The 20,882-nt window shown below is 74.8% G+C and carries 18 protein-coding genes; 8 read left to right on the plus strand and 10 right to left on the minus strand.

What is annotated here, in order from left to right:
- Nucleotides 1–43 precede the first annotated feature (43 nt).
- Both murQ and OO62_RS07320 read right to left on the minus strand, forming a co-directional pair.
- Nucleotides 44–982 carry an N-acetylmuramic acid 6-phosphate etherase gene (gene murQ / locus OO62_RS07315; RefSeq protein ID WP_033266396.1) on the minus strand — a complete coding sequence of 313 codons (939 nt, stop codon included), beginning with the start codon at nt 980–982 and terminating at the stop codon, nt 44–46.
- A 56-nt stretch (nt 983–1,038) separates the two neighbouring features.
- The gene (locus tag OO62_RS07320) at nt 1,039–1,971 is read right to left on the minus strand and encodes a MurR/RpiR family transcriptional regulator (RefSeq protein WP_063738983.1); all 933 of its coding nucleotides are present in this window, start codon (nt 1,969–1,971) and stop codon (nt 1,039–1,041) included.
- 129 nt (nt 1,972–2,100) lie between these two features.
- Here OO62_RS07320 and OO62_RS07325 point away from each other — a divergent pair, with 129 nt between their 5' ends.
- The 3 genes from OO62_RS07325 (at nt 2,101) to OO62_RS07335 (ending at nt 3,545) form a co-directional block, all read left to right on the plus strand.
- Nucleotides 2,101–2,463, plus strand: a complete 363-nt coding sequence (locus tag OO62_RS07325; protein ID WP_033266460.1) for a hypothetical protein — start codon at nt 2,101–2,103, stop codon at nt 2,461–2,463.
- 98 nt (nt 2,464–2,561) lie between these two features.
- Nucleotides 2,562–2,837 carry a DUF4031 domain-containing protein gene (locus OO62_RS07330; RefSeq protein ID WP_033266397.1) on the plus strand — a complete coding sequence of 92 codons (276 nt, stop codon included), beginning with the start codon at nt 2,562–2,564 and terminating at the stop codon, nt 2,835–2,837.
- Nucleotides 2,838–2,999: 162 nt separating this feature from the next.
- Nucleotides 3,000–3,545 carry a pyridoxamine 5'-phosphate oxidase family protein gene (locus OO62_RS07335; RefSeq protein WP_033266398.1) on the plus strand — a complete coding sequence of 182 codons (546 nt, stop codon included), beginning with the start codon at nt 3,000–3,002 and terminating at the stop codon, nt 3,543–3,545.
- 140 nt (nt 3,546–3,685) lie between these two features.
- On the opposite strand, the gene OO62_RS07340 is transcribed toward OO62_RS07335, so the two are convergent.
- Together OO62_RS07340 and OO62_RS07345 are read right to left on the minus strand one after the other, a co-directional pair.
- Complete coding sequence (locus OO62_RS07340; RefSeq protein WP_033266399.1) at nt 3,686–4,945, minus strand: Cmx/CmrA family chloramphenicol efflux MFS transporter; 1,260 nt, start codon at nt 4,943–4,945, stop codon at nt 3,686–3,688.
- 135 nt (nt 4,946–5,080) lie between these two features.
- Nucleotides 5,081–5,779: an HD domain-containing protein gene (locus OO62_RS07345; RefSeq protein WP_033266400.1), complete on the minus strand. Its 699-nt coding sequence runs from the start codon at nt 5,777–5,779 to the stop codon at nt 5,081–5,083.
- Nucleotides 5,780–5,894: 115 nt separating this feature from the next.
- Between OO62_RS07345 and OO62_RS07350 the strand changes: the two genes are divergently transcribed.
- A complete protein-coding gene (locus tag OO62_RS07350) occupies nt 5,895–6,620 on the plus strand; it encodes a copper homeostasis protein CutC (RefSeq protein WP_033266401.1) in 726 nt (241 codons plus the stop codon).
- Between the two features lie 10 nt (nt 6,621–6,630).
- Here the strand turns inward: OO62_RS07350 and OO62_RS07355 are convergent, their stop codons facing one another.
- Nucleotides 6,631–7,884, minus strand: coding sequence for an MFS transporter (locus OO62_RS07355; RefSeq protein WP_078617056.1), 1,254 nt, complete (start codon nt 7,882–7,884; stop codon nt 6,631–6,633).
- A 133-nt stretch (nt 7,885–8,017) separates the two neighbouring features.
- Between OO62_RS07355 and OO62_RS07360 the strand changes: the two genes are divergently transcribed.
- Nucleotides 8,018–8,404 carry an ArsR/SmtB family transcription factor gene (locus OO62_RS07360; protein ID WP_084773019.1) on the plus strand — a complete coding sequence of 129 codons (387 nt, stop codon included), beginning with the start codon at nt 8,018–8,020 and terminating at the stop codon, nt 8,402–8,404.
- A 96-nt stretch (nt 8,405–8,500) separates the two neighbouring features.
- Here the strand turns inward: OO62_RS07360 and OO62_RS07365 are convergent, their stop codons facing one another.
- Nucleotides 8,501–10,732: an AAA family ATPase gene (locus OO62_RS07365; protein ID WP_078617058.1), complete on the minus strand. Its 2,232-nt coding sequence runs from the start codon at nt 10,730–10,732 to the stop codon at nt 8,501–8,503.
- A gap of 404 nt (nt 10,733–11,136) precedes the next feature.
- On the opposite strand from OO62_RS07365, the gene OO62_RS07370 reads away from it, so the two are divergent.
- Both OO62_RS07370 and OO62_RS07375 read left to right on the plus strand, forming a co-directional pair.
- Nucleotides 11,137–11,403: a hypothetical protein gene (locus OO62_RS07370; RefSeq protein ID WP_078617059.1), complete on the plus strand. Its 267-nt coding sequence runs from the start codon at nt 11,137–11,139 to the stop codon at nt 11,401–11,403.
- 312 nt (nt 11,404–11,715) lie between these two features.
- Nucleotides 11,716–12,897, plus strand: coding sequence for a glycosyltransferase 87 family protein (locus OO62_RS07375; RefSeq protein WP_033266463.1), 1,182 nt, complete (start codon nt 11,716–11,718; stop codon nt 12,895–12,897).
- Nucleotides 12,898–12,953: 56 nt separating this feature from the next.
- On the opposite strand, the gene OO62_RS07380 is transcribed toward OO62_RS07375, so the two are convergent.
- Complete coding sequence (locus OO62_RS07380; protein WP_033266404.1) at nt 12,954–14,606, minus strand: DNA repair helicase XPB; 1,653 nt, start codon at nt 14,604–14,606, stop codon at nt 12,954–12,956.
- Nucleotides 14,607–14,836: 230 nt separating this feature from the next.
- Nucleotides 14,837–17,353, minus strand: coding sequence for a helicase C-terminal domain-containing protein (locus OO62_RS07385; protein WP_033266405.1), 2,517 nt, complete (start codon nt 17,351–17,353; stop codon nt 14,837–14,839).
- A 253-nt stretch (nt 17,354–17,606) separates the two neighbouring features.
- Here OO62_RS07385 and OO62_RS07390 point away from each other — a divergent pair, with 253 nt between their 5' ends.
- Nucleotides 17,607–18,815 carry a hypothetical protein gene (locus OO62_RS07390; RefSeq protein ID WP_033266406.1) on the plus strand — a complete coding sequence of 403 codons (1,209 nt, stop codon included), beginning with the start codon at nt 17,607–17,609 and terminating at the stop codon, nt 18,813–18,815.
- Nucleotides 18,816–18,867: 52 nt separating this feature from the next.
- Here the strand turns inward: OO62_RS07390 and OO62_RS07395 are convergent, their stop codons facing one another.
- Together OO62_RS07395 and OO62_RS07400 are read right to left on the minus strand one after the other, a co-directional pair.
- On the minus strand, nt 18,868–19,932 hold the full coding sequence (locus OO62_RS07395; protein WP_051732837.1) for an ABC transporter substrate-binding protein: 1,065 nt from the start codon (nt 19,930–19,932) through the stop codon (nt 18,868–18,870).
- Nucleotides 19,933–20,034: 102 nt separating this feature from the next.
- Nucleotides 20,035–20,874: an ABC transporter ATP-binding protein gene (locus OO62_RS07400; RefSeq protein WP_051732856.1), complete on the minus strand. Its 840-nt coding sequence runs from the start codon at nt 20,872–20,874 to the stop codon at nt 20,035–20,037.
- Nucleotides 20,875–20,882: the final 8 nt, after the last annotated feature.

Here is a 20,882-nt window from a genome sequence, read left to right on the forward strand (position 1 = left end):
TGAGCGGGCCGGCGGGGGGCTCGGGCCCTCGGCGGTCGGGCGGTCAGAGATTTCTGGCGGCGGCCAGGGCGGCACGGAGGTGGCCGCCGGAGGCGTCGAGAAGGCGGGCGGCGGTCGGACCGTCGACGTCGCCGAGGAGGGTGAGGATGGCGTTCTTCACCTCGCCGTCCGTCCGGCTGAGCGCCGCTTCGATCTCCGGTTCGCCGGCGCCGGTGGCGAGCGCGACGATGCGACGGGAGCGGGCCCGCAGCTTGTCGTTGGAGGCGCGGACGTCGACCATCAGATTCCCGTAGGTCTTGCCCAGCCGGATCATGGTGATCGTCGAGAGCATGTTGAGCACCAGCTTCTGGGCGGTGCCCGCCTTGAGGCGGGTCGAACCGGTCAGCAGCTCGGGGCCGACGACGACTTCGATGCCGTGCTCAGCGGCCGCGGCCAGGGCCGAACCGGCGTTGCAGGACAGGCCGATGGTCAGTGCGCCGCGGGTGCGGGCGTGCTCGACCGCGCCGACGGCGTACGGGGTGCGGCCGGAGGCGGAGATCCCCACGACGGTGTCGAGCGCGGTCAAGCCGATCGCGGAGAGGTCCTCGGCCGCGAGTTCCCGGCTGTCCTCGGCGCCCTCGACGGCGCTGACCAGCGCGGACGGGCCGCCCGCGATCAGGCCGAGGACCTGGGAGGGGTCGGTGTTGAAGGTCGGCGGGCACTCGCTGGCGTCCAGGACGCCGAGGCGGCCCGCCGTGCCGGCGCCGGCGTAGACGAGCCGGCCGCCGCGGGCCATCCGCGCGGCGGTGGCGTCGATGGCGGCGGCGATCTCCGGGAGGCGGGCGGCCACGGCGGCGGGGACGGCGGCGTCCTCGTCGTTCATCGTGCGGGCGATGTCGAGCGTGGAGCGGCGGTCGATCTCGGCGAGGTCGGGGCGGAACGCCTCGGTGGTGAGGGCGTCCAGCTGGGCGCGCAGGTCGGCGTGGTCGGCGGTGGAGGTCATTGCTCGGCGGCTCTTTCCGGAAGTCGGGCGCGGGGGCGGGGCCGCGCCGGGCCACGTCAGGGCTGGTGGCGGTGGGCCAGGGCCTCGTACGAAGCGGAGAGCGCCGGGGCGGCGGTCTCGTAGGTGCGCTGGGCGACGCCTATGAAGAGGCAGTCGACGACCAGCAGCTGACTGGTCCGGGAGGACATCGCGGCGGGGCGCAGCTCGCTCTCGCGGGCCGTGGACGTGGTCAGGATGTGGTCGGCGTAGGCGGCGATCTCGCCGTCGGGGCGGCCCGTGATGGCGATGGTCGTGGCGCCGTGGTCGAAGGCCACCCGCAGGGGCTCTATGACGTCGGTGGTGCGACCGGAGTGGGTGATGGCGATGGCCACGTCGCCGGTGCGCATCTGCACGGCGTTGGTCACGGCGAGGTGCGGGTCCGCGTGGGCGTGCGCGATCAGCCCGATGCGCAGCAGCTTCTGGACGAGGTCCTGGCCGACGAGGCTGGACGCGCCGATGCCGTAGACGTCGATGCGGCGGGCGGTGGAGAGGGCGGCGACGGCCGCTTCGAGCTGGCTGACGTCCAGGCCGGCCGCGGTGTCGGCCAGGCACTGCTGCTCCTCCTGCGCGAGCTTCGCGACCACGTCGACCAGGGAGTCGTCGACCGCTATGTCGGCCGTGACGGCGGGTGCGCCGCCGGCGGCCTGCTGGGCGGCGAGCGCGGCGAGCGCGAGACGCAGGTCGCGGTAGCCCGGGTAGCCCAGCAGCCGGGAAGTCCTTACGACGGTCGCTTCGCTGGTGCCCGTACGCTCCGCGAGGCCGGTGACGGTGAGCGCGGCGCAGCCGGCCGGGTCGCTCGCGACGGTCTCGGCGACCCGCTGCATGGAGCGGGTCATCGTCGGCGCGAGCGTACGGACCTTGGCGGCCAGCGCCGCGGGGGCGGGTGGTGCCGGGGCCGGCCGCGTCTCGACGGCCACGCCCTTGAAAGTTTCCTTCACGCTGCTACTCACGCTTGAAAAGTAATTTCATCGCTCTCCCGCGTCAATACTCCTCGCTGGGGGCTGTGGACAAACCGCCGGACCGCGGCGGGCTGTGGACAACGCCGGGCGCGCGGGTGCGGTCGGGAGACAATGGGGGACATGGAGCTGGAACAGGCATTGCATGCCGCGCGGGCACTGGTGCTCGCCGACCTGGTGGCGGACGAGGTGGCCGACGCCGACATCGTCTCGCTCGTGGAGGACGCGGTCGCCCACCGCCGTTGGTGGGTGGAGCAATGGCCTGAAGGCGCGGAATTCGTCGCGGGCCTGATAGCCCAGGACGTCCAGGACGCCCTCCTGGAGCGGTACGGCCGCTGGCCGCTCTGCCCGGTGTGCACCGGGACGGGTGACCCGCATGCCCTCGATGTCGCCCCCGAGTTGGGGCCCGACCCGCACTGGGTCTGTCCGAAGACGGCGGTCGCGGTGGCCCCGGTCGGCCGGCTCCGCGCTCCGGCGGAGGGCTGAGATGGCCGCGGCGCGGAGGGCGCGGACAGCCGGCGCACGCAGGGCCGGGGCGGTCAGGCCGCAGGGGGCCGGCGCGGCGATCCGGCCGGAGCGCTGAGGTGGCGATATACATCGACCGGCCGATCTGGCCGGGCCACGGCCGGATGTGGTCGCACCTGGTGAGCGACGCATCCTTCGACGAACTGCACGCCTTCGCGGCGCGCATCGGCGTCCCCCGGCGGGCGTTCGAACGCGATCACTACGACCTGCCGGCGGAGCGGTACGCCGACGCGGTGCGGGCCGGGGCGGTGGAGGTCGGCAGCAAGGAACTGCTGCGGCGGCTGACGGAAGCGGGCCTGCGCCGCCCCAAGCACCGCCCGGCGCCGCGGCCCTGAGACACCCCCCTCGGGAGGGGGCCCCTCGCGGCCGGCTCCGGTGGCGGCCTCCCGCGGCGCGTCGCAGCGGCGGCCGGCCGGCGCACCCCCGCACGATAGGGCTGACCGCGCGCCCAACCGCTGCACCACCCGCCGTACCGCGGCGTGAGAAAGGGGACAGCCATGTCAGCCAGTACACCGGGCCGAGCACCGGTCACCGAGCTCGACCCCGCCTACAGCACCGAGGACGCCACGGCGATCGCCTGGTCCGCGGCCGTCGGCGGGATGACCGAGGCGGAGATCTTCTGGCTCAGCACCGTCCGGCCCGACGGCCGCCCGCACGTCACCCCGCTGCTCGCCGTCTGGGCGCAGGACGCCCTCCACTTCTGCACCGGCCCCGGTGAGCGCAAGGCCAAGAACCTCGCCGCCAACCCGCACTGCGCGCTGACCACCTCGACGGCCGGCGGCAACGACCTGCACGCAGGGCTCGATGTGGTCGTCGAGGGCGACGCCGAGCGGGTCGAGGACGAGGCGACGCTGCGCCGGCTGGCCGAGCTGTACGTGGGCAAATACGGCAGCGACTGGCAGTTCGACGTCCGCGACGGCGCGTTCCACGGGCAGGCCGGTTCCGCCGTCGTCTTCCGCGTCGAGCCCCGCCGGGCCTTCGGCTTCGGGCGCGGCGAGTCGGTCTACAGCCAGACGCGGTGGACGTTCGACAACGGGGCGTGACGGCGTGCGCGGGCCGGGACGGTGCGCGTGGGGCGGGACGGTGCGCGTGGGGCGGGACGACAGGTGTGGAGCGGGACGATATGGGTGGGGCGGGCGAGGAGCGAGGCAGAGGCCCCCGCTCCGCACCCGCCCGGTGCCGCTCAGTGCTGTTCGACGCTCTCCGGAGCCGGCGCGTCCGCGGCCTTCGGTGACGCCGCGACCAGCCGGGAGCGGTTGGTCGCGCGGTGCAGCCGGAAGGCGAACGCGGTGGTGAGCACGGCCACCGCCGCCAGCGCCGCACCGGTCCAGGCCACCGACGGGTAGCCCCAGCCGGCGCCGATGGCCAGGCCGCCGAGCCACGGGCCGAGGGTGTTGCCGATGTTGAAGGCGGCGGTGGTGGTCGCGCCGGCCAGCGTCGGCGCGGCGTTCGCCACGTTGAACATCCGGGCGTTGAGAGCCGGGGCCGTGGTGAAGGCCGTCACCCCCAGCATCAGGGAGAGCGCGACGGCGGCGACGGGGCTGTGCGCGGTCAGCGCCAGCACGGCCAGCACGACGGTGGAGGCGGAGATGCCACCGAAGAGCGTGCCGAACAGGTGCGCGTCGGCGATCCGGCCGCCGATGAACGTACCGATCAGCGCGCCGACACCGAAGAGCGCGAGGACCGTCGGCACCCAGCTCTCGGCGAGCCCGGCGGTGTCGGTCAGCAGCGGCGAGAGATACGAGAAGAGAGCGAAGACCGCGGCGCCGTTCATGGCGGTGGCGGTCAGCGCCAGCCAGACCTGCTTGTCCTTGTAGATGGCCAGCTCACGACGCAGCTGCGGGCGGTCGTCGCCGGTGGGCACGGCCGTGCGGGGCACCAGCGCGGCCACGCCGATCAGGCCGATCGCGGCCAGCCCGGCCACCGCCCAGAAGGCGGCCCGCCAGCCGGCGTGCTGACCGAGCAGGGCGCCGGCCGGGACGCCCGCGATGTTGGCGATGCTCAGACCGCCGACCATCACGGCCATCGCCCGGGCCCGCGCGGTCACCGGCACCAGCGACACCGCGACCGCCGCGCCGACCGCCCAGAACCCCGCGCAGGCCAGCGCGCTCACGACACGGGAGGCGAACAGGACGCCGTAGGACGGGGCCAGCGCGCCCGCCACCTGGCCGAGCCCGAAGACCGCCAGCAACGCCATCAGCGTCGTACGCCGGGGGAGCCGGAGCGTCGCCGCGGCCAGCACGGGGGCGCCGACCACCATGCCGATCGCGAACGCCGAGACCAGCAGACCCGCCCGCGGGATGGAGACATCCAGGTCACGGGCGAGCGGCTGGAGGATGCCGGAGAGCATGAACTCGGACGTGCCGAGCGCGAAGACGGAGAGGCCGAGGACGTAAACGGCTACGGGCAGGCGGGCGCGCGCGGAAGGAGACGGAGCTGGCATGTCAGCTACTAACCGCGGTAGGACGCCTTACATTCCCGCCGTGGGCCGGTCGCGGACGTGATCTCGGCCATGCGGAACGGCGGACCGGGAGACCGGGGGGTGTCGGGGGCGGGCGGGGTGGTCCCGCCGCCGTCCTCAGCCGCCCAGCAGCTCCAGCTCCGTGGAGAGGTTCCGGCGGGCCAGGTGCTCCCAGCGGTCGTACCCCAGCGGGGTCCTGAACAGGCGCGGCAACGCGAGGAGTTGCCGCAGCACGGCGGAGCGTCCGGTGGCGAAAGCGGGTTCCGGCACGAAGGCGTACTCGGCGCGGACCGCCGCCGCGTACGCCGCGTAGGCGTCCGGCGCGCCGGCGAGCACCGCGAGGTCGGCGTCACACAGCACCTCGCCGTCGGGGTCGTCGGGCGCCGGGTCGTGGGTGACGGTGAGCCGCACCAGACGGGCCACCTCGGCCGTACGGGCCGCGCCGACGCCCAGCTCGGGCAGCGCGCGTTCGGCGAGGGCAGCGCTGCGCTCCTCGTTCTCGGAGCGGTCCGGCCGGTAGACCGCGTCGTGGAACCACGCCGCCAGCTGGACGACGCTCAAGTCATCGGCATGCGTGGCCAGTTCGTCGATGCGGTCGAGGACCGCCGTCAGGTGCTCGACGGTGTGGTAGCGGCGGTGCGGCTCGCTCCACCGGGTGAGGAGGTTGTCGGCGTACGGCCCGGGGTCGGGGGCCGGATCGCCTCCGGGTGCCGCGGATCGTCTGCTGCCACGGGCCTCGGCGACGGTGGCGGCCCAGCGCCGGCGGAGTTCCGGCGCCGGGTCGGTGGTGTCTGCCGTACGGGACGCGGGGGTCATGCGAATCATTGTGCCTTGGGGCCGACCAGCCCGTACGCTGGATATTGGACTAGACCTGTTGTCGGGTGCGGCGCTGGTCAGCCGCGCCACGTCGTCGCTGAAGGATTGAGGTCATATGAGCAAGCGCGCGCTCCTGGAGGTGATCGCGCTCGGACCGCAGGACGCGGTCGCCGCCCAGGCCGGCGGTGCCGACCGCCTGGAACTCGTCACCGACATGGCGGCCGACGGGCTCACCCCGCCCAGGGCCACCTTCGCGGCGATCCGGGCGGCCGTCGACCTCCCGCTGCGGGTGATGCTGCGGGCCACCGACGGGTTCGCGGCCGGTGACCCGGCGGCGCTGTGCGAGGAGGCGGCGGCGCTGCGGGCGGAGGGCGCCGAGGAATTCGTCCTGGGGTTCCTGACCCCGGACGGGCGGCCCGACCTGGAGGCGGTGGCCGCGCTGGCCGAGGTGATCGACGGCTGCCGGTGGACCTTCCACCGGGCCATCGACCGGGCCGCCGACCGCGAGGCGCTCCGCAAGGAGCTGGCGGGGACGGCGGGCGCCGCGGGGCTCGACACGTATCTGACGGCCGGTGACGCACGCGGCGTCGAGGCGGGGCTGCCGGTGCTGCTCGCCGAACAGGCGCGGACCGCGGCGGCCGAGCCCGGGTACGCGCCGCGGATCCTGGTGGGCGGCGGACTCGGACTCGGCCATCTGCCGGCGCTGCGCGCGGCCGGCCTCGACGCCTTCCACATCGGCGGCGCGGCCCGGCCGGACGGCTGGTCAGCCCCGGTGGACGCCGCGGCGGTACGGGAGTGGCGGGAGGCGCTCGACGGGGTGGCGGTCCAGAGGATCTCGTAGGTCAATACACCTAGGCCACGCCCTGCGGCGAGTCGGCGGTGCGTGCGGGTGCGGGGGCCGGCGTCCCGGAGGACGTAGCGATCAGGGTGGTGCCACCGGGGCCGTCGGTACCGGCGCCGCCCCCGCTCACCCGTCGCCGGGTGCTGACCGCCCCCAACGACACAGCGACCAGGGCCAGCACGGTCGACACGAGCGGGAACCAGTGCGCGCCGAGGACGGTGAGGGCAAGGCTGCCGACGCCGCCGGCGGCGGCCACCCCCAGATAGAGGGCGCTGCTGTTGAGGGAGATCAGCAGCGGGGCGCTGGAAGGTTCGATGGAGGCCAGGTGGTGCGGCAGCGCGACCGCGACGGCCCAGCCGGCGAGCGGCGCGACCCCGGCGTAGAGCAGCGCTCCGGTCATCGTCGCGGAGGCCCAGGGGAGGGCGAGGAAGGCCGCCGCGGCCGCGCTGCCACCGGCGAGCAGGACGACGCGTACGCCGAAGCGGTCGACCGCGCGGCCGCCCAGCCAGTTGCCGGCGACCGAGGTGACCCCGGAGACCAGCATGACCAGGCTGAGCCGCCCGGCGTCGCCGCCGGTCGCGGGGCGGACCGCCGTACCGAGATAGATGTAGACCACGTTGATGGCGAGGAAGAAGACCAGGGTCGTGGCGGCCGCCACCAGGACGCGGCGGTTGCGCAGCGGGGCCAGCCGGGCGCGCAGGTCGGGGGCGGCGGCCGGGGCCGGCAGGTCGCGCAGCAGGAGCGCGAGGCCCAGGAACGCCGCGGCGCCCAGGGCGACCACCAGCCACATGGTCAGCCGCCAGTCCGTACGGCCGAGGTAGGTGCCCAGGGGGACGCCGAGCGCCGTGGCCACGGTCATGCCGCCGAGCACGGTGGCCAGGGCGCGCCCGCGGCGCTCCGGCGGTACGAGGGTGGTGGCGACGGCGTTGGCGGTCGGGGTGTAGAGCGCGGCGCCGGCGGCGGCCAGCACCCGGGTGGCCAGCAGGATCGGGTAGGTGGGGGCGACGGCGCTGAGCGCGTTGGCGACGGTGAAGACGGTGAGCGCGGTCAGCAGCAGCCGGCGCCGCGGCCACCGGGCGGCGGCGGTGGCGAGCACCGGGGCGAGCACGGCGTAGGAGAGGGCGAAGACGGTGACAATCTGGCCGGCGGCCGGGACGGAGACGTCCAGGTCGCGGGCGACGAGGCCGAGGATGCCCGCCATGACCATGGAGTCGGTGCCTACGGCGAAGGTGCCGAGGGCGAGCAGTAGCAAACGGAGACGCACGGGTGTCCTTCCCGGTACGAACACGGTGGGGTGAGGGGAACGGGCAAGTAAGTTTGATGTGCGTCAAACAATAGAGACAGTTGGATGGATGTCAAACAGTTTCCGGGGAGAAATCGGGAGAGAAATAGGGTGGGTGGGTGAGCGCGAGGCGGAAGGAGGCGGTGCGGCCGTGGTGAAGGGCGCCCATGAGGATGAGGGTGTGCTGCTGGAGCAGCCGGACGTCGAGGACATCCAGCTGGTGAAGGTGCTGCACGCGCTCGGGGATCCGACGCGGCTGCATCTGCTGCGGGTCTACGCGAGCGGGGAGCAGTGCGACTGCTCGTCGGAGCGGCTGGGCGTCGGGCATCTGCACAAGTCGACCGTGTCGCACCACATGCGGATCATGCGCGAGGCCGGACTCACCTCCACGCGGTCGGTCGGGCGCAACCGCTATGTGCAGTTGCGCCGCGCCGACCTCGATACGCGGTTCCCCGGCCTCCTGGACGCACTCCTCAAGTCCCTTGAGGGGGAGGAGCTGTGACGCCCTGGGGGTGCGTGGGGCGTGTAGGGGCAACGGGGCACCAATGCCGGCCCGTCAACTTCTCTCCGTACGCGTCCCGTTCCGGCCGGTAGGGCGTCAAGCGACCCCGGTGGGAGCGCCCGTCAGTTGTTCCGGGAGGGGGGCCGCGTGGACCACCGTCAAGCCGGAGACCGGGCGGGTCAGGCAGACGTACAGGCGGCGCAGGCCGGTGCGGGCGTCCGGTTCGCCGTCGACGATGGCGGACGGCTCGTCCAGGACCACGTAGTCGTATTCCAGGCCCTTGGCCAGCGTGGCGGGCACCAGCGTCAAGCGGGCCTCGGCGGAGGTCTCCTCGCCCGGGGCCAGGCAGGTCACCCCGGCCTCCTCCAGGGCCGCGCGCAGCGTCGGGATCCGGGCCTCCGCGGCGATCAGGCCGATCGAACCCTCCCTCTTCAGCGCGTCGTCACAGGCCGCGAGAGCCGCCGCGGTCAGGTCCGCCGAATCGACCGTACGGATCTCGAAGTCGCCCGCCGCTTCACGGATCGAGGTGGCTTCCGTCAGGTCGGGGGCGATGGCGGGCAGCAGCCGGGACGCGTACGCGATCACCTCACGCGGCACACGGAAACCCTGGGTCAGCTCCTCGACCGCCGCGCCCGGCTTGCCCAGGTGGGCCAGGGCCTCCTCCCAGGTGTCGGTCGCCCACGGCGTGGTGCCCTGGGCGATGTCGCCGAGGATGGTCGCCGAGCCGGTCGAGCAGCGGCGGCCGACCGCGCGGTACTGCATGGGGGAGAGGTCCTGCGCCTCGTCCAGGACCACATGGCCGAGCGAGTGCGTCCGCTCGACCAGATCCATCGCCTCGTCGATCAGCACCGCGTCCGCGGCGGACCACTTGGCGCTCTTCACGCTACGGGCCGGTTTGGCCCACAGGAGCCGCTTCTGCTCCTCGGGCGTGAGGATCCCCTCGGCCTGCTCGGCGAGGAAGTCCGCGTCACTCAGCAGCCGCAGCACCAGCTTCGCGGGATCGACCGGCGGCCAGACCGCCTTGACCGTCGCCTTCACCGCCGCATTGCGGGCCACCGCGTCCTGCACCCGGTCGTCCGGCGCCTCGCCGGCCTGCTCCATCCGTACGAGTACGGCATGCGCGATCCGCTGCGGAAGCGCCTCGCGGGCCGCGCCGTAGCGGATGTCGCGGTCCCGCAACTCCTGGACGATCTCTTCGAGTTCATACGCCGGGATGCGCCAGCGACGCGAGCCGCGGACGACCACGCAGGGCTCCTCGGGCAGCGCGATGTGCGAGCGCACCGCCCGCCGCAGCACCTCGGCCATCCGGGCGTCGCCCTTGACCGTCGCGGCCGCCGCCTCGTCCGTGCCGCGCACCTCCACATGCGCCACGAGGTCGTCGACCGTGGCCTGCTTGACCTCCAGCTCGCCGAGGGCCGGCAGCACCTGCTCGATGTAGTGGAGGAAGGAGCGGTTCGGGCCGATGACGAGGGTGCCGGAGCGCGCCAGCCGCTCGCGGTGCGCGTACAACAGGTACGCGACACGGTGCAGGCCGACCGCCGTTTTTCCGGTGCCCGGCGCCCCCTGGACGCAGACCGAGCCGCCGATGCCGGCGCGCACGATCTCGTCCTGCTCGGGCTGGATGGTGGCGACGATGTCCCGCATGGGGCCGACGCGCGGGCGCTCGATCTCCGTCTGGAGCAGCCGGCTGGTGCGGGCCGCCTCGGCCGGGTCGGTGAGGTGTTCGTCCTCGTACGCGGTCAACTCGCCCGCCGTGTAGCCGAACCGGCGGCGCAGCTTGAGGTCCATCGGGTCCTTCTTGGAGGCCCGGTAGAACGGCTGGGAGACGGGTGCGCGCCAGTCGATGACCATGGGGTCGCCGTCGGCGTCGTGGACGTGCCGCCGGCCGATGTAGAAGTTCTCGCCCGCGGCGCCCTCGGCGAGGTCGAGGCCCGGGGCGTGCAGGTAGTCGAGGCGGCCGAAGAAGAGCGGGGTGTGCGAGAGGTCGGCGAGCGCCTTGATGCGGGCGTCGATCTCGCCCTGCAGCACCTCGGCGTTGACCCAGTTCGCGGTGACATCGGCGATGTTCAGCGCCTCGGCGTCGGCCCGCATGGCCCGCAGCGCGGCCCGTGAGGCGGCGAGGTGGTCCTTCTCGCGCTGGAGGGGGTCGTGGTCGGGGGGCGTGGGGTGGTCCGGTGAGGAGGGGTGGTGGTCGGGCGACGGGTTAAGGGTTTCGGCGCGTAGTGCCGGCGTTGAGGGGTGGGGGTCGGGCGACGGGTTAAGGCTTTCGGCACGTAGGGCCGGCGATGAGGGGTGGTGGTCGGGCGACGGGTGGGCGTGCGAGGGCACGGCGTTGCCTCCGGGGCGGGTGCTGCGGCGGGCGCGCGGCCCTGTCGGGGGCGCGCGGCGGGCCGGCGTCGGTGCGGAGCGCGGGTCGGGCGCGGCGCGGGTCAGCGGCGTGAAGCGAAGAGCCGGCCGGTTTCCGTCCGGACGGCGGCACTCCTCGGCGGGAGGCAGGCAGACGCGCGAGTGTAGTCAGCGCCCCGGGAACGCGCCAACGGGTTTTTTCGAGGCCGCGAGGGGCGTGGCGGGCCCCTGCCCGGCCCGTGCCGGGGTGGGTGACCCTGAGGGGCCGTCGGTCTTCCGTCGGTCTCCCGTAGGGGGCGGGGTGGGTCTGGAGGCTGACGTCAGGGCCGTTCAGGATGGACCTGTGGACCGATGTGCGCCAATCGCGTGAATTCCATCATGGAGACATGAGCAGCGCAGCGATTCCACCAGGCTCCATGTCGTCCGCCGTACTCCACCCGGCCAAGGGCGCCACGGCCCTCGGCCCCGACTCCGCCGGCGGTGCGTCCGTCCACGGGCACCGCCACGTCCTCGGCAACGCGCTCCGTGCGGTCAAGGTCTTCGGCCGGGCCGCGTTCAGCGTGGTCGTCATGGGCGAGTACGCCGAGGACGCCGCCCCCGCCGACCACCGGACCCACCACCGGACCGGCCACCGAGCCCACCGCCACAACTAGCCGCCCCCGCCCGCCCGGACCACCCCGCCCGTCCGGGAGAGTCCGCACCATTCCGTCGGAGACCGAAGCCGCGGCGATGTCGTGGCGACATCCGGATGACCGGAAACCGTTACGGGTGATCGGCCTCGATCCACTAGCGTCGCCGCAGAGGGCGTGCGCAGGGTGACGAGGAGGGGACAACGGGTGTCTGCCGCCGAGGGAACGGGCACGGGGACGTGGACCTGGAGACGCACCTGGGCGGTGAGTACCGCGCACCCACGCCGGCTGGTGCTCGCAGCGGCGCTCCTCGTCGTGTCCTTCGCCGGACTGTGGATGCTGTACCAGGTCCAGCCGCTGCCGATGTCCGACATAGTGGTCTACCGCGCCGAGGGGGAGGCCGCCGCGACCGGCGGTGACCTCTACGGCTTCACGGTCACCGAATGGAACCTCCCGGCCACCTACCCGCCCTTCGCCGCGCTGCTGTTCATCCCGACGACCTGGCTCTCCCTCAGCACCCTCAAGATCGCCTGCGTCCTCGTCAACGCCGCCCTCCTCGCGCTGCTGATCCACCTCTCCTGCAAGGCCGCCGGCTTGCGCAGGGCCGCGCACACCGCGCCGACCCTGCTCGCCGCCACCGCGCTCGGCCTCTGGCTGGAGCCGGTCTTCCAGACCTTCGTCTTCGGCCAGGTCAACCTCGCGCTGACCTGCCTGGTCCTGTGGGACCTCTCCCGGCCGGACGGCGCGCGGTTCAAGGGACTGGCCACCGGTGTCGCGGCCGGCATAAAGCTCACCCCGGCGATCTTCGGGGTCTACCTCCTGATCACCGGCCGGGTGCGGGCCGCCGCCAACTCCCTCGGCGGGTTCCTGCTCTCGGCGCTGCTGGGCTGGCTGGTGCTGCCCGACGCCAGCATCGAGTTCTGGACCCGGCGGATGTTCGAGACCGACCGGGTCGGCAAGGTCTGGATCGTGGACAACCAGTCCCTCCAGGGCCTGATCACCCGCGTGCTGCACAACCCCGAGCCGGGACTGCTGTGGGCGGTGCCGGCCGGGCTGACCGCCGTGGCCGGGCTCTACGCGGCCCGCCGGGTCTTTCTGCGGCGCGGCCTGGACGCCTGGGGCGTCCTCGCCACCGCCGTCACCGCCCTGCTGGTCTCACCGATCAGCTGGTCGCACCACTGGGTCTGGTGCGTGCCGCTGCTCATCGCCCTCGCCGCGCACACCCGGCGCAGCCCCTGGCGCCGGGCGCTGCTGGCCGCCGTCACCGTCGCCTTCACCGCCCGGACGATGTGGATCGTCCCGCACGCCGGCGACCTCGATCTGCACTTCTCCTGGTGGCAGCAGCCGCTCGCGGCGCCGTACCCGCTGCTCGCGCTCGCGCTGCTGACGGTCCTGATCCGGTGGACGCGGCACCCCGCCGGCCTTTCCGGTGCCGACGCCGACACCACCGATGCCGACGCCGATATCCCGGCCCCGCGCGCCGACGAGCTGTCGGCGGCCCGCCCCCAGGCGCTCTGACCCGTCACCTTCCGCGGAATCTCCGACGCGTCACAGCCCCCGGGGCGCGGCCCCGTTCACGCGTCCTCGTCGGCCGCCAGCAGCTCGTCCGCGTCCACGATCCGGTACGCGTAGCCCTGCTCGGCCAGGAAGCGCTGGCGGTGCGCCGCGAAGTCCTGGTCGATCGTGTCGCGCGCCACGACCGAGTAGAACCGCGCCTCGTGGCCGTCCGCCTTGGGGCGCAGCACCCGGCCCAGCCGCTGGGCCTCCTCCTGCCGCGACCCGAACGTGCCGGACACCTGGATCGCCACCGTCGCCTCGGGCAGGTCGATCGAGAAGTTGGCGACCTTCGAGACGACCAGTACGGAGATCTCGCCCTGCCGGAAGGCGTCGAAGAGCTTCTCCCGCTGCGCGTTGGTGGTCTCCCCCTTGATCACCGGCGCGTCCAGGTGCTCGCCCAGCTCGTCCAGCTGGTCGATGTACTGGCCGATGACGAGGGTCTGCTCGCCCTGATGGCGCCGTACCAGCGCCTCCGTCACCTGCTGCTTACTGGCCGTCGTCGCGCAGTAGCGGTACTTCTCCTCGGTCTCGGCCATCGCATACGTCAGCCGCTCCGACTCGGTCAGATTGACCCGCACCTCGACGCAGTCGGCCGGGGCGATGTAGCCCTGCGCCTCGATCTCCTTCCACGGCGCGTCGAACCGCTTCGGCCCGATCAGCGAGAAGACGTCCGACTCCCGGCCGTCCTCGCGCACCAGCGTCGCGGTCAGACCCAGCCGGCGCCGCGCCTGGAGGTCGGCGGTGAACTTGAAGACCGGCGCGGGCAGCAGGTGCACCTCGTCGTAGACGATCAGGCCCCAGTCGCGGGAGTCGAAGAGCTCCAGGTGGGGGTAGACGCCCTTCCGCTTGGTCGTCAGGACCTGGTACGTGGCGATGGTGACCGGGCGGATCTCCTTCCGGGTCCCGCTGTACTCGCCGATCTCGTCCTCGGTCAGCGAGGTCCGCTTCACCAGCTCGTGCTTCCACTGCCGGGCCGAGACCGTGTTCGTCACCAGGATCAGCGTGGTGGCCTTCGCCTGGGCCATCGCACCGGCCCCCACCAGCGTCTTTCCCGCTCCGCAGGGCAGCACCACGACGCCCGAGCCGCCGTGCCAGAAGCCTTCCACGGCCTGCTGCTGGTACGGGCGCAGCGCCCAGCCGTCCTCGCGCAGCTCGATCGGATGCGCCTCACCGTCGACGTATCCGGCGAGGTCCTCGGCGGGCCAGCCCAGCTTGAGCAGGGTCTGCTTGATCTGTCCGCGCTCGGAGGGGTGCACGACGACGCTGTCCGGGTCGAGCCGGGCGCCGACCAGCGGCTGCACCTTCTTCGACCGCAGGATCTCCTCCAGGACCGGGCGGTCGGTGGTGGTCAGCACCAGCCCGTGCGCCGGGTCCTTGACCAGCGTCAGCCTGCCGTAGCGCGACATCGTCTCGGCGATGTCGACGAGCAGCGCGTGCGGCACCGGGTACCGCGAGAACTGCACCAGCGCGTCGACGACCTGCTCGGCGTCGTGCCCGGCGGCCCGGGCGTTCCACAGCCCGAGCGGCGTGACGCGGTAGGTGTGGATGTGCTCGGGCGCCCGCTCCAGCTCGGCGAAGGGCGCGATGGCCCGCCGGCAGGCGTCCGCCAGCTCGTGGTCCACTTCCAGCAGCAGCGTCTTGTCGCTCTGGACGATGAGGGGTCCGTTCACGCGCCTAGCCTTTCGCTTCCCGGCCGCCGGCCGCTGGGACGGCCGGGCACCTCGGCCGCACATACGGCCAAACGTCCAGTGTGCCGCATCGGCGCACGGACCCGATAGCGATGGCCGGGACCGTCGGGGACCGGCAGCTCCCCGGCGGTGACCGGACCCGTCCGGGACCGGCGGAACCCCTGGTGAGGGCCGCCCCGGCCCCGCCCCGAGCCGCCCCCGCCCGGTAGGTGTCAGACCGCGTCGTCCGCCAGTTCCGCCACGCCCGTGATCCGGTGCAGCGGGTACGTCCGGACCTCGTCGGCGGTGTGGTCGTACGCCGTGACGAAGCCGCCCTCCACCCGCACGGGAGCGATCACGCGCTGGCTGGCGGCACCGTCCGCGTTGACATAGCCGATCCACAGGGCGGACTGGGTGAGCACCGCGGCCTGCACGGTCGCCAGGGTCTCGGCGGACGTGGTGCGCGGCAGGGCCCCGGCGGCCGCGGCGGGGGCGGGCACCGGCTTGCGTTCCGCGGTCGCGGCGAGATCACCGGCACGGATGGCGCGCACCGCCGCCTCCAGCAGGGTGCGGTCGGGCGGCGGCGGGCCGTCCGGCACCGGCCCGGGGGCGGTGCGCGGCGGGGTGCGGTACGAGTCGGCGCGGGCGATCAGGACGTCGCCGGCGGCGGACTCGGCGGCCGGCGCGTACCCCATCGCCCGCAGGCCGTCGAGGAGTTGCTCGGGGGAGGTCTGGGCGGCGAGCACGGTCGGCGCGAGGCGGCGCAGGCGGAGCGGCGCGGCCCGGCGGTCGGCGAGGATTTCCGCGAGCAGCGCGTCGTCGTCGCAGCGCACGTACGCGGTGGCCGCGCCGATCCGCAACTGGCCGTGCCGGCGCGCCACATCGTCGATGAGGTAGGCGAGCGGCTGCGGCACCGGCGTACGGGAGTGGGTGCTGAGGAACTCCTGCAGCTCGGCGGCGGACCGGCCGGCGTCCAGCGCGCGGCGTACGGACGCCGGGGTGAAGCGGTAGACGGTCGCGCCGCCCTTGGACTCGATGTCGGCCAGCACACCCAGCGCCTCGGCGAGCGGCCGCCGCAGCGGGCCCGGCGCGACGGCGGTCAGGTCCGCCTGGAGCAGGACGTGGTCGAGGGGCTCGGGCAGCAGGGGCGCGAGGAGCGCGGCGGCGCGGGCCGCGGCGGCGTCGGTCTCCGCGGCAGTGGCGTCGGCCGCCTCCGGTTCCCTGCCGAGCAGCGCCCGGCCGTGGGCGGACAGCGCGCCCCGCCCGGTCACGCCGAGCAACTCGGCCTCGGCCAGCGCCCATTGGGCCAGCCGCGCCCGCAGGTCCTCGGCGGGGGCCCCGACCGCGCCGGCCGCCGGGACGGTGCCGCCCGCCGGGGCGGCCGCCGCCCGCGCGCCCGGCCCGGCGCCGCGCAGCGGGCGCTCCCACCGCAGCCGGGCGCGCACCGCCGCCGCCGGTACGGACGTCCCCGGCGGCAGCCCGGCCAGCAGGGTCAGGGCGCGCCGGCGGACCTCCGGCGCGGGCGAGCGGTCCAGGTGCGGGCCGAGCGCGGCCAGGGCGCGCCCCTTCGCGTCGGCGGTGCCGACCACGCCCGGGGTGCGGGTCGCCGGCAGCCAGGCCGCCGCGAGGACCGCCCAACGCTGGTGGTCGGGCAGCTGCAGCCACTCCTCGGCGGACGGGGTGGCGGCGTACCGCTCGTCGGCCTCGCCGTCGGACGCGATCAGCCCGGCCGCGTAGGCGAGTTCCAGCCAGAAGGCGGCGAGCTGCTCGGTGGTGTCCAGGGCGGTGGCGGTCCGCTTCAGGTCGCGGACGCTCAGGCCCCCGGCGCGCAGCACGGGCGGGCCGCCCAGGTCCCACTCCTTGAGCAGTTCCTCGACGGTCGCCAGCGCGGTGAACGCCTGGTTCGCGGCGGCGTTGTCCACAAGCTGTGGATCACGTTCGGTGGCCGGCGCGAGCGCGGGCGGCAGCGGCTCGGGGGTGTGGTGCGCCCGCCCGCCGCGCAGGTGCAGCGCGGCTTCCCGCGGCAGCACGACGTTGCGGGCGCCCGCCGGCAGCAGCAGGCCCCGGTCCAGCAGCCACTGCAGATGCGGCGCCGGACGGTCGGTGACCCCGCCGTACGGCGGGCCCCACAGCAGCTTGTCCAGGACGGTGACGGACTCGGCGGGCGCGGTGTCGAGCAGCGCCGCCATCCGCACCCGGTCGGAGAACAGCGCCGTCAGCGCGGCCACCGCGGACACCGGGTCGTGCGTGGTGGGCAGCCCCGCCGCGGCGAGGATCTCCTGCAGCCGCCCCGGCGACATCCCGGCGGTGGCCTCGGCGACGGTCGGGCCCAGACCGGTCGGCGAGGGGTGCGCGGCGCTCGGCGTCAGCAGCTCCCGGGCGGTGCGCACCAGCCGCAGCCGGTCATCAGGACCCCACACCAGCGCCTGTGCCCGCAGCGCCGCCACCGCCCGGGGCAGCTCGGCGGCGACCGCCGCGTCCCCCGCGTCCCCGGCCATCAGCGCGGCCAGCGTGCCGTACGGGCACGGGTCGGGCGCCACCGCCAGGGCCTCGGCGGTCTGCAGCACGAACCGGTCGAGCCGCTCCACCGCGCGCACCACCGAGGCCCGCGTCCCGGCCCGGGTCGCCAGCTGGGTGACGTCGCCGGGCACCGGATTGAGCAGGTCGGGCCGCGTCCGCAGCAGTCCGACGAGCCCGCTGTCGGTGCGGGTGCGAAGCTCCTCGGCCAGGGTGCGCGGGGTATCGGTCATTCGTCCTACGTTAGCGGGGCGAGGGGCTGTCGTCCGGATCAGGCCAAGCCCGGCCTGATCCGGACGACAGCCCCGGGTGCGCGGAGGCAGGCAGCGGCGGGTACGGCGGATCCGGGGAGCCGCCACGGCACGCCGCGCCCCACCCGCCGGGGCGCCCGCACGCCACGGCCGCCCGCCCCGGCGGCCTCCGGTCCCGGCGGGGTGCGAGGGGGTACCGTCGGGGGAGCAACCAGCGCGGGCCGCAGGGGATTTCGTGGGGATCGAGAGTGATCAGCTCGTCTTTGACTATCTGAGCCGGGTCGGTGACCTGGCCCAGCAGCGGGGCCTGCCCGCCGCCACCCGGATGCGGCTGGTGACCGGGCTGCGCGCCCGGATAGACGGCCAGCAGGCCGATTCGGTGTCCGGCGTCAAGAAGCTGCTGGCGCAGCTGGGGACGCCGGAGGCGGTGGTCGCGGAGGCCGGGGGCGCCCCGCCGCCGGGCGAACCGTCCCCGCCCGCCGCACCGCCGCCCCGCCGCGCCTCCGCCCGCGACCGGCTCACCGGCCTGGCCCGCCGCACCGGCCTGACCGGCAGCCCCGCCGCGCCCGGCGAATCCGCCACCGGACGCGGCGCGGTCCCCGCCCCCCGCGGCGGCGACCCGGCCCCGCCCGCGCCCGCGGTCCCGGCCGCCGGGCTGCCCCCGCACCTCGCCGGCGCGGACGAGCTGGGCGACGCGCAGGACGCGCCCGACTGGTGGCGGGTCGAGCCGGCGCCGTTCGGGCCGGGCGAGACCGTGCCCGGCTTCGTCGGCGGCATCGAGATCCCGGAGATATGGGAGCGCCCCGAGAGCGACGGAGACGGCGACGGCGGCAAGGACGGCGAGGCAGCCGGCGACGAGAGAGCGGGAGCCGGCGCGGCGGGCCGGCGCGGGCGGCTGTCGCTGCGGAAGAACGGCGGGCCGGCCGCCGCCGGTGACGCGGCCGACGCCCCCGCCGCGGGCGGCGCCCGGCCGCTGCCGAAGCCGCTGCGCCGCGTCCTCACCCGCCGCCGCCCGGCCGTCGCCGCACCGCCCCCGGCCGACGCGGACGGCACCGCCGACCGGGACGGCATCCCGGGCGAGGCCGTGCGGGGCCTCCCGCTGCGGGCGTGGCTCAGCCCCGTCCCCACGCTGGCGGTGCTGCTCCTGGTGGCCGGCGCGGTGCTCGGCTCGTGGCTCGCGCTGGCCGGCGGCTGGGCGCTGGCGTACGTCTCGCGCCGGCTGACCCGCACCGAGACCAAGTTCGCCGCGCTCGGCGTGCCAGGGACCGCCGTCGGCGCCCTGGTGGTGTGGATGTGGGGCCGCTTCGACGGCCGCTGGGGCGAGCCGCTCGCCCCGGGCCGGCTGGGCCCGGAACTCCTCGCCGCCCTGCCGGCCACGGCCCGCGTCGCGGCCGTCGCCTCGGCGCTCTACCTGCTGTGGCGGATGCGCCGCGCGGCCCGCTGAGCCCGGCCGCGGGCGGGCGGCGCGCCACCGCCGCCGGCCCGCCCGGCGCCGCTCACCTCGCGGCGAGCCGCTGCTGTATCTCGTCGAGGATCTTGCCGGCCGCCGTGTAGCCGATGCCCTGGATCCAGAGCTGGTCGTCGACGCGGAAGGAGCGCCCGGCGGTGACCGCCCGCAGGTGCTTCCACAGGCCGCCGGTGGTGATCTGCGCCTCCTTGGACTTCTCCGGCGTGCCGTAGGAGGCGTAGAAGACGGCGTCGGCGTCGGCCTTGTCGATCTGCTCGGGCCCGACCTCGGTCATCAGGCCGTCCCGGGCGCCGTCGACGACATCGGTGGGACCGGTGCCGAGGTCGGCGAGAACGGTGCCGAGGTAGCTGCGGCAGCCGTAGATGCGGGTGTCGGCGCCCTCGACGAAGCGGACCACGTTCGTGCGGAGCTTGCCGGCCTTCGCCGGGCCGCCGAGCGCCGCGGTGACCCGCTTGGCGTGCGCCCGGTACGCGGCGACGGCGCGCTTGGCCTCGGGGATCCGGCCGAGGGCGGCGGCGTGCGTGGCGAAGTTCTGCTTCCAGGGGTAGCCGGTGGTCTCCGTCATCACCGTCGGCGCGATCTTCGACAGCTGCGCGTAGCGCCCGCCGTCACGGACCTTGCTGGTCAGGATCAGATCGGGCTTGAGAGCGGCGACCGCCTCCAGGTTGGGGGCGCCGATCCTGCCGACGTCCTTGATGCCGGCGACGGCCTTCCCGGGGAGGTAGTCGAGGAAGCCGGAGGCCACGTCGGAGCGGGTGGCGCCGACCGGCTTGACGCCCAGGGTCAGCGCGGAGTCCAGCTCGGCGGTGTCCAGGACGACCACCCGCTTCGGGGCGCCGGGCACCCGCACCTCGCCCATCGCCGTCCGCACCGGGTGGGTGCCGCCGCCGGCGGCCGGCTCCGGCCAGGTGACCGCGGGCTGCGCCGGGCAGTCGGCGGGCTTGAAGGAGCCGCCGGCGCCCGCGGAGGACGCGCCGTCACCGGCGCCGCAGCCCGTCAGCAGCAGGACGGCGGCGAGTGCGGTGGCGGCGGCCACGGCGGGGGTGGGGGAGGGCAGGACGGAACGGCGCCTGGCGACCGAGGAGCGGGGCATGGCATGTCCTTTCGGCTCGTACGGGAAGGGACCGGCTCGTACGGGGGAGGGACCGGCGGCGGGAGGACCGTGCGCCGGGGCGGACGGCGGGGCGGCGGGCGGTCACGGTGCGGGGCGCGGCAGGCGGGGGCGTCCCGGCACCACCAGCGGGGAGCCGGTCACCGGGTCCGGGACCACCACCGACGCCAGGCCGAAGACCTCCCGGACCAGTTCCGCGGTGACGATCTCGCCGGGGTGCCCCTGCGCCACCACCCGGCCCGCCTTCATGGCCACCAGGTGGTCGGCGTAACGGGCGGCCTGGTTGAGGTCGTGGAGCACCGCGACGACGGTGCGGCCGCGGTCGTGGTTCAACTGCCGCACCAGGTCGAGGACCTCGACCTGGTGCGCGATGTCCAGGTACGTCGTCGGCTCGTCCAGCAGCAGCAGCTCGGTCTCCTGGGCGAGGGCCATGGCGATCCACACCCGCTGCCGCTGCCCGCCGGACAGCTCGTCCACCGGGCGGTCGGCGAGCCCGGCCACGCCGGTGCGCGCCATCGCGTCGGTGACCGCCCGCTCGTCCTCCGCCGACCACTGCTGCCACCACCGCTGATGCGGCTGCCGCCCGCGGGCGACGAGATCGGCGACGGTGATCGCCTCGGGCGCGACCGGGCTCTGCGGCAGCAGGCCGAGTGACCGGGCGATGTTCCGGGTGGGGATGCGGGCGAGGTCCGTACCGTCCAGGAGCACGGCACCGTGCCGGGGCCGCAGCAGCCGGCCGAGGGCCCGCAGCAGCGTCGACTTGCCGCAGGCGTTGGGGCCGACGACGACGGTGACCGCGCCGTCCGGCAGGTCCAGGTCGAGGCCCTCGACGACCGTGCGGCCGTCGTAGCCGAGCGTCAGGGCGCGGGCGGCGAGCCGGCCGGCCGGGCCCCCGCCGCCCTCCGCCGCGCCCTGCCGCCGCACGCTGTCAC

This window comes from Streptomyces lydicus (assembly GCF_000717345.1).
In the GTDB taxonomy this organism is placed as follows: domain Bacteria; phylum Actinomycetota; class Actinomycetes; order Streptomycetales; family Streptomycetaceae; genus Streptomyces; species Streptomyces lydicus.

Bases quoted from the DNA above. Each gene is read 5' to 3' on its own strand.
- murQ (WP_033266396.1), bottom strand. From the start codon at position 982: ATGACCTCCACCGCCGACCACGCCGACCTGCGCGCCCAGCTGGACGCC.
- OO62_RS07325 (WP_033266460.1), top strand. From the start codon at position 2,101: ATGGAGCTGGAACAGGCATTGCATGCCGCGCGGGCACTGGTGCTCGCC.
- OO62_RS07335 (WP_033266398.1), top strand. From the start codon at position 3,000: ATGTCAGCCAGTACACCGGGCCGAGCACCGGTCACCGAGCTCGACCCC.
- OO62_RS07340 (WP_033266399.1), bottom strand. From the start codon at position 4,945: ATGCCAGCTCCGTCTCCTTCCGCGCGCGCCCGCCTGCCCGTAGCCGTT.
- OO62_RS07345 (WP_033266400.1), bottom strand. From the start codon at position 5,779: ATGACCCCCGCGTCCCGTACGGCAGACACCACCGACCCGGCGCCGGAA.
- OO62_RS07350 (WP_033266401.1), top strand. From the start codon at position 5,895: ATGAGCAAGCGCGCGCTCCTGGAGGTGATCGCGCTCGGACCGCAGGAC.
- OO62_RS07370 (WP_078617059.1), top strand. From the start codon at position 11,137: ATGAGCAGCGCAGCGATTCCACCAGGCTCCATGTCGTCCGCCGTACTC.
- OO62_RS07375 (WP_033266463.1), top strand. From the start codon at position 11,716: ATGCTGTACCAGGTCCAGCCGCTGCCGATGTCCGACATAGTGGTCTAC.
- OO62_RS07385 (WP_033266405.1), bottom strand. From the start codon at position 17,353: ATGACCGATACCCCGCGCACCCTGGCCGAGGAGCTTCGCACCCGCACC.
- OO62_RS07395 (WP_051732837.1), bottom strand. From the start codon at position 19,932: ATGCCCCGCTCCTCGGTCGCCAGGCGCCGTTCCGTCCTGCCCTCCCCC.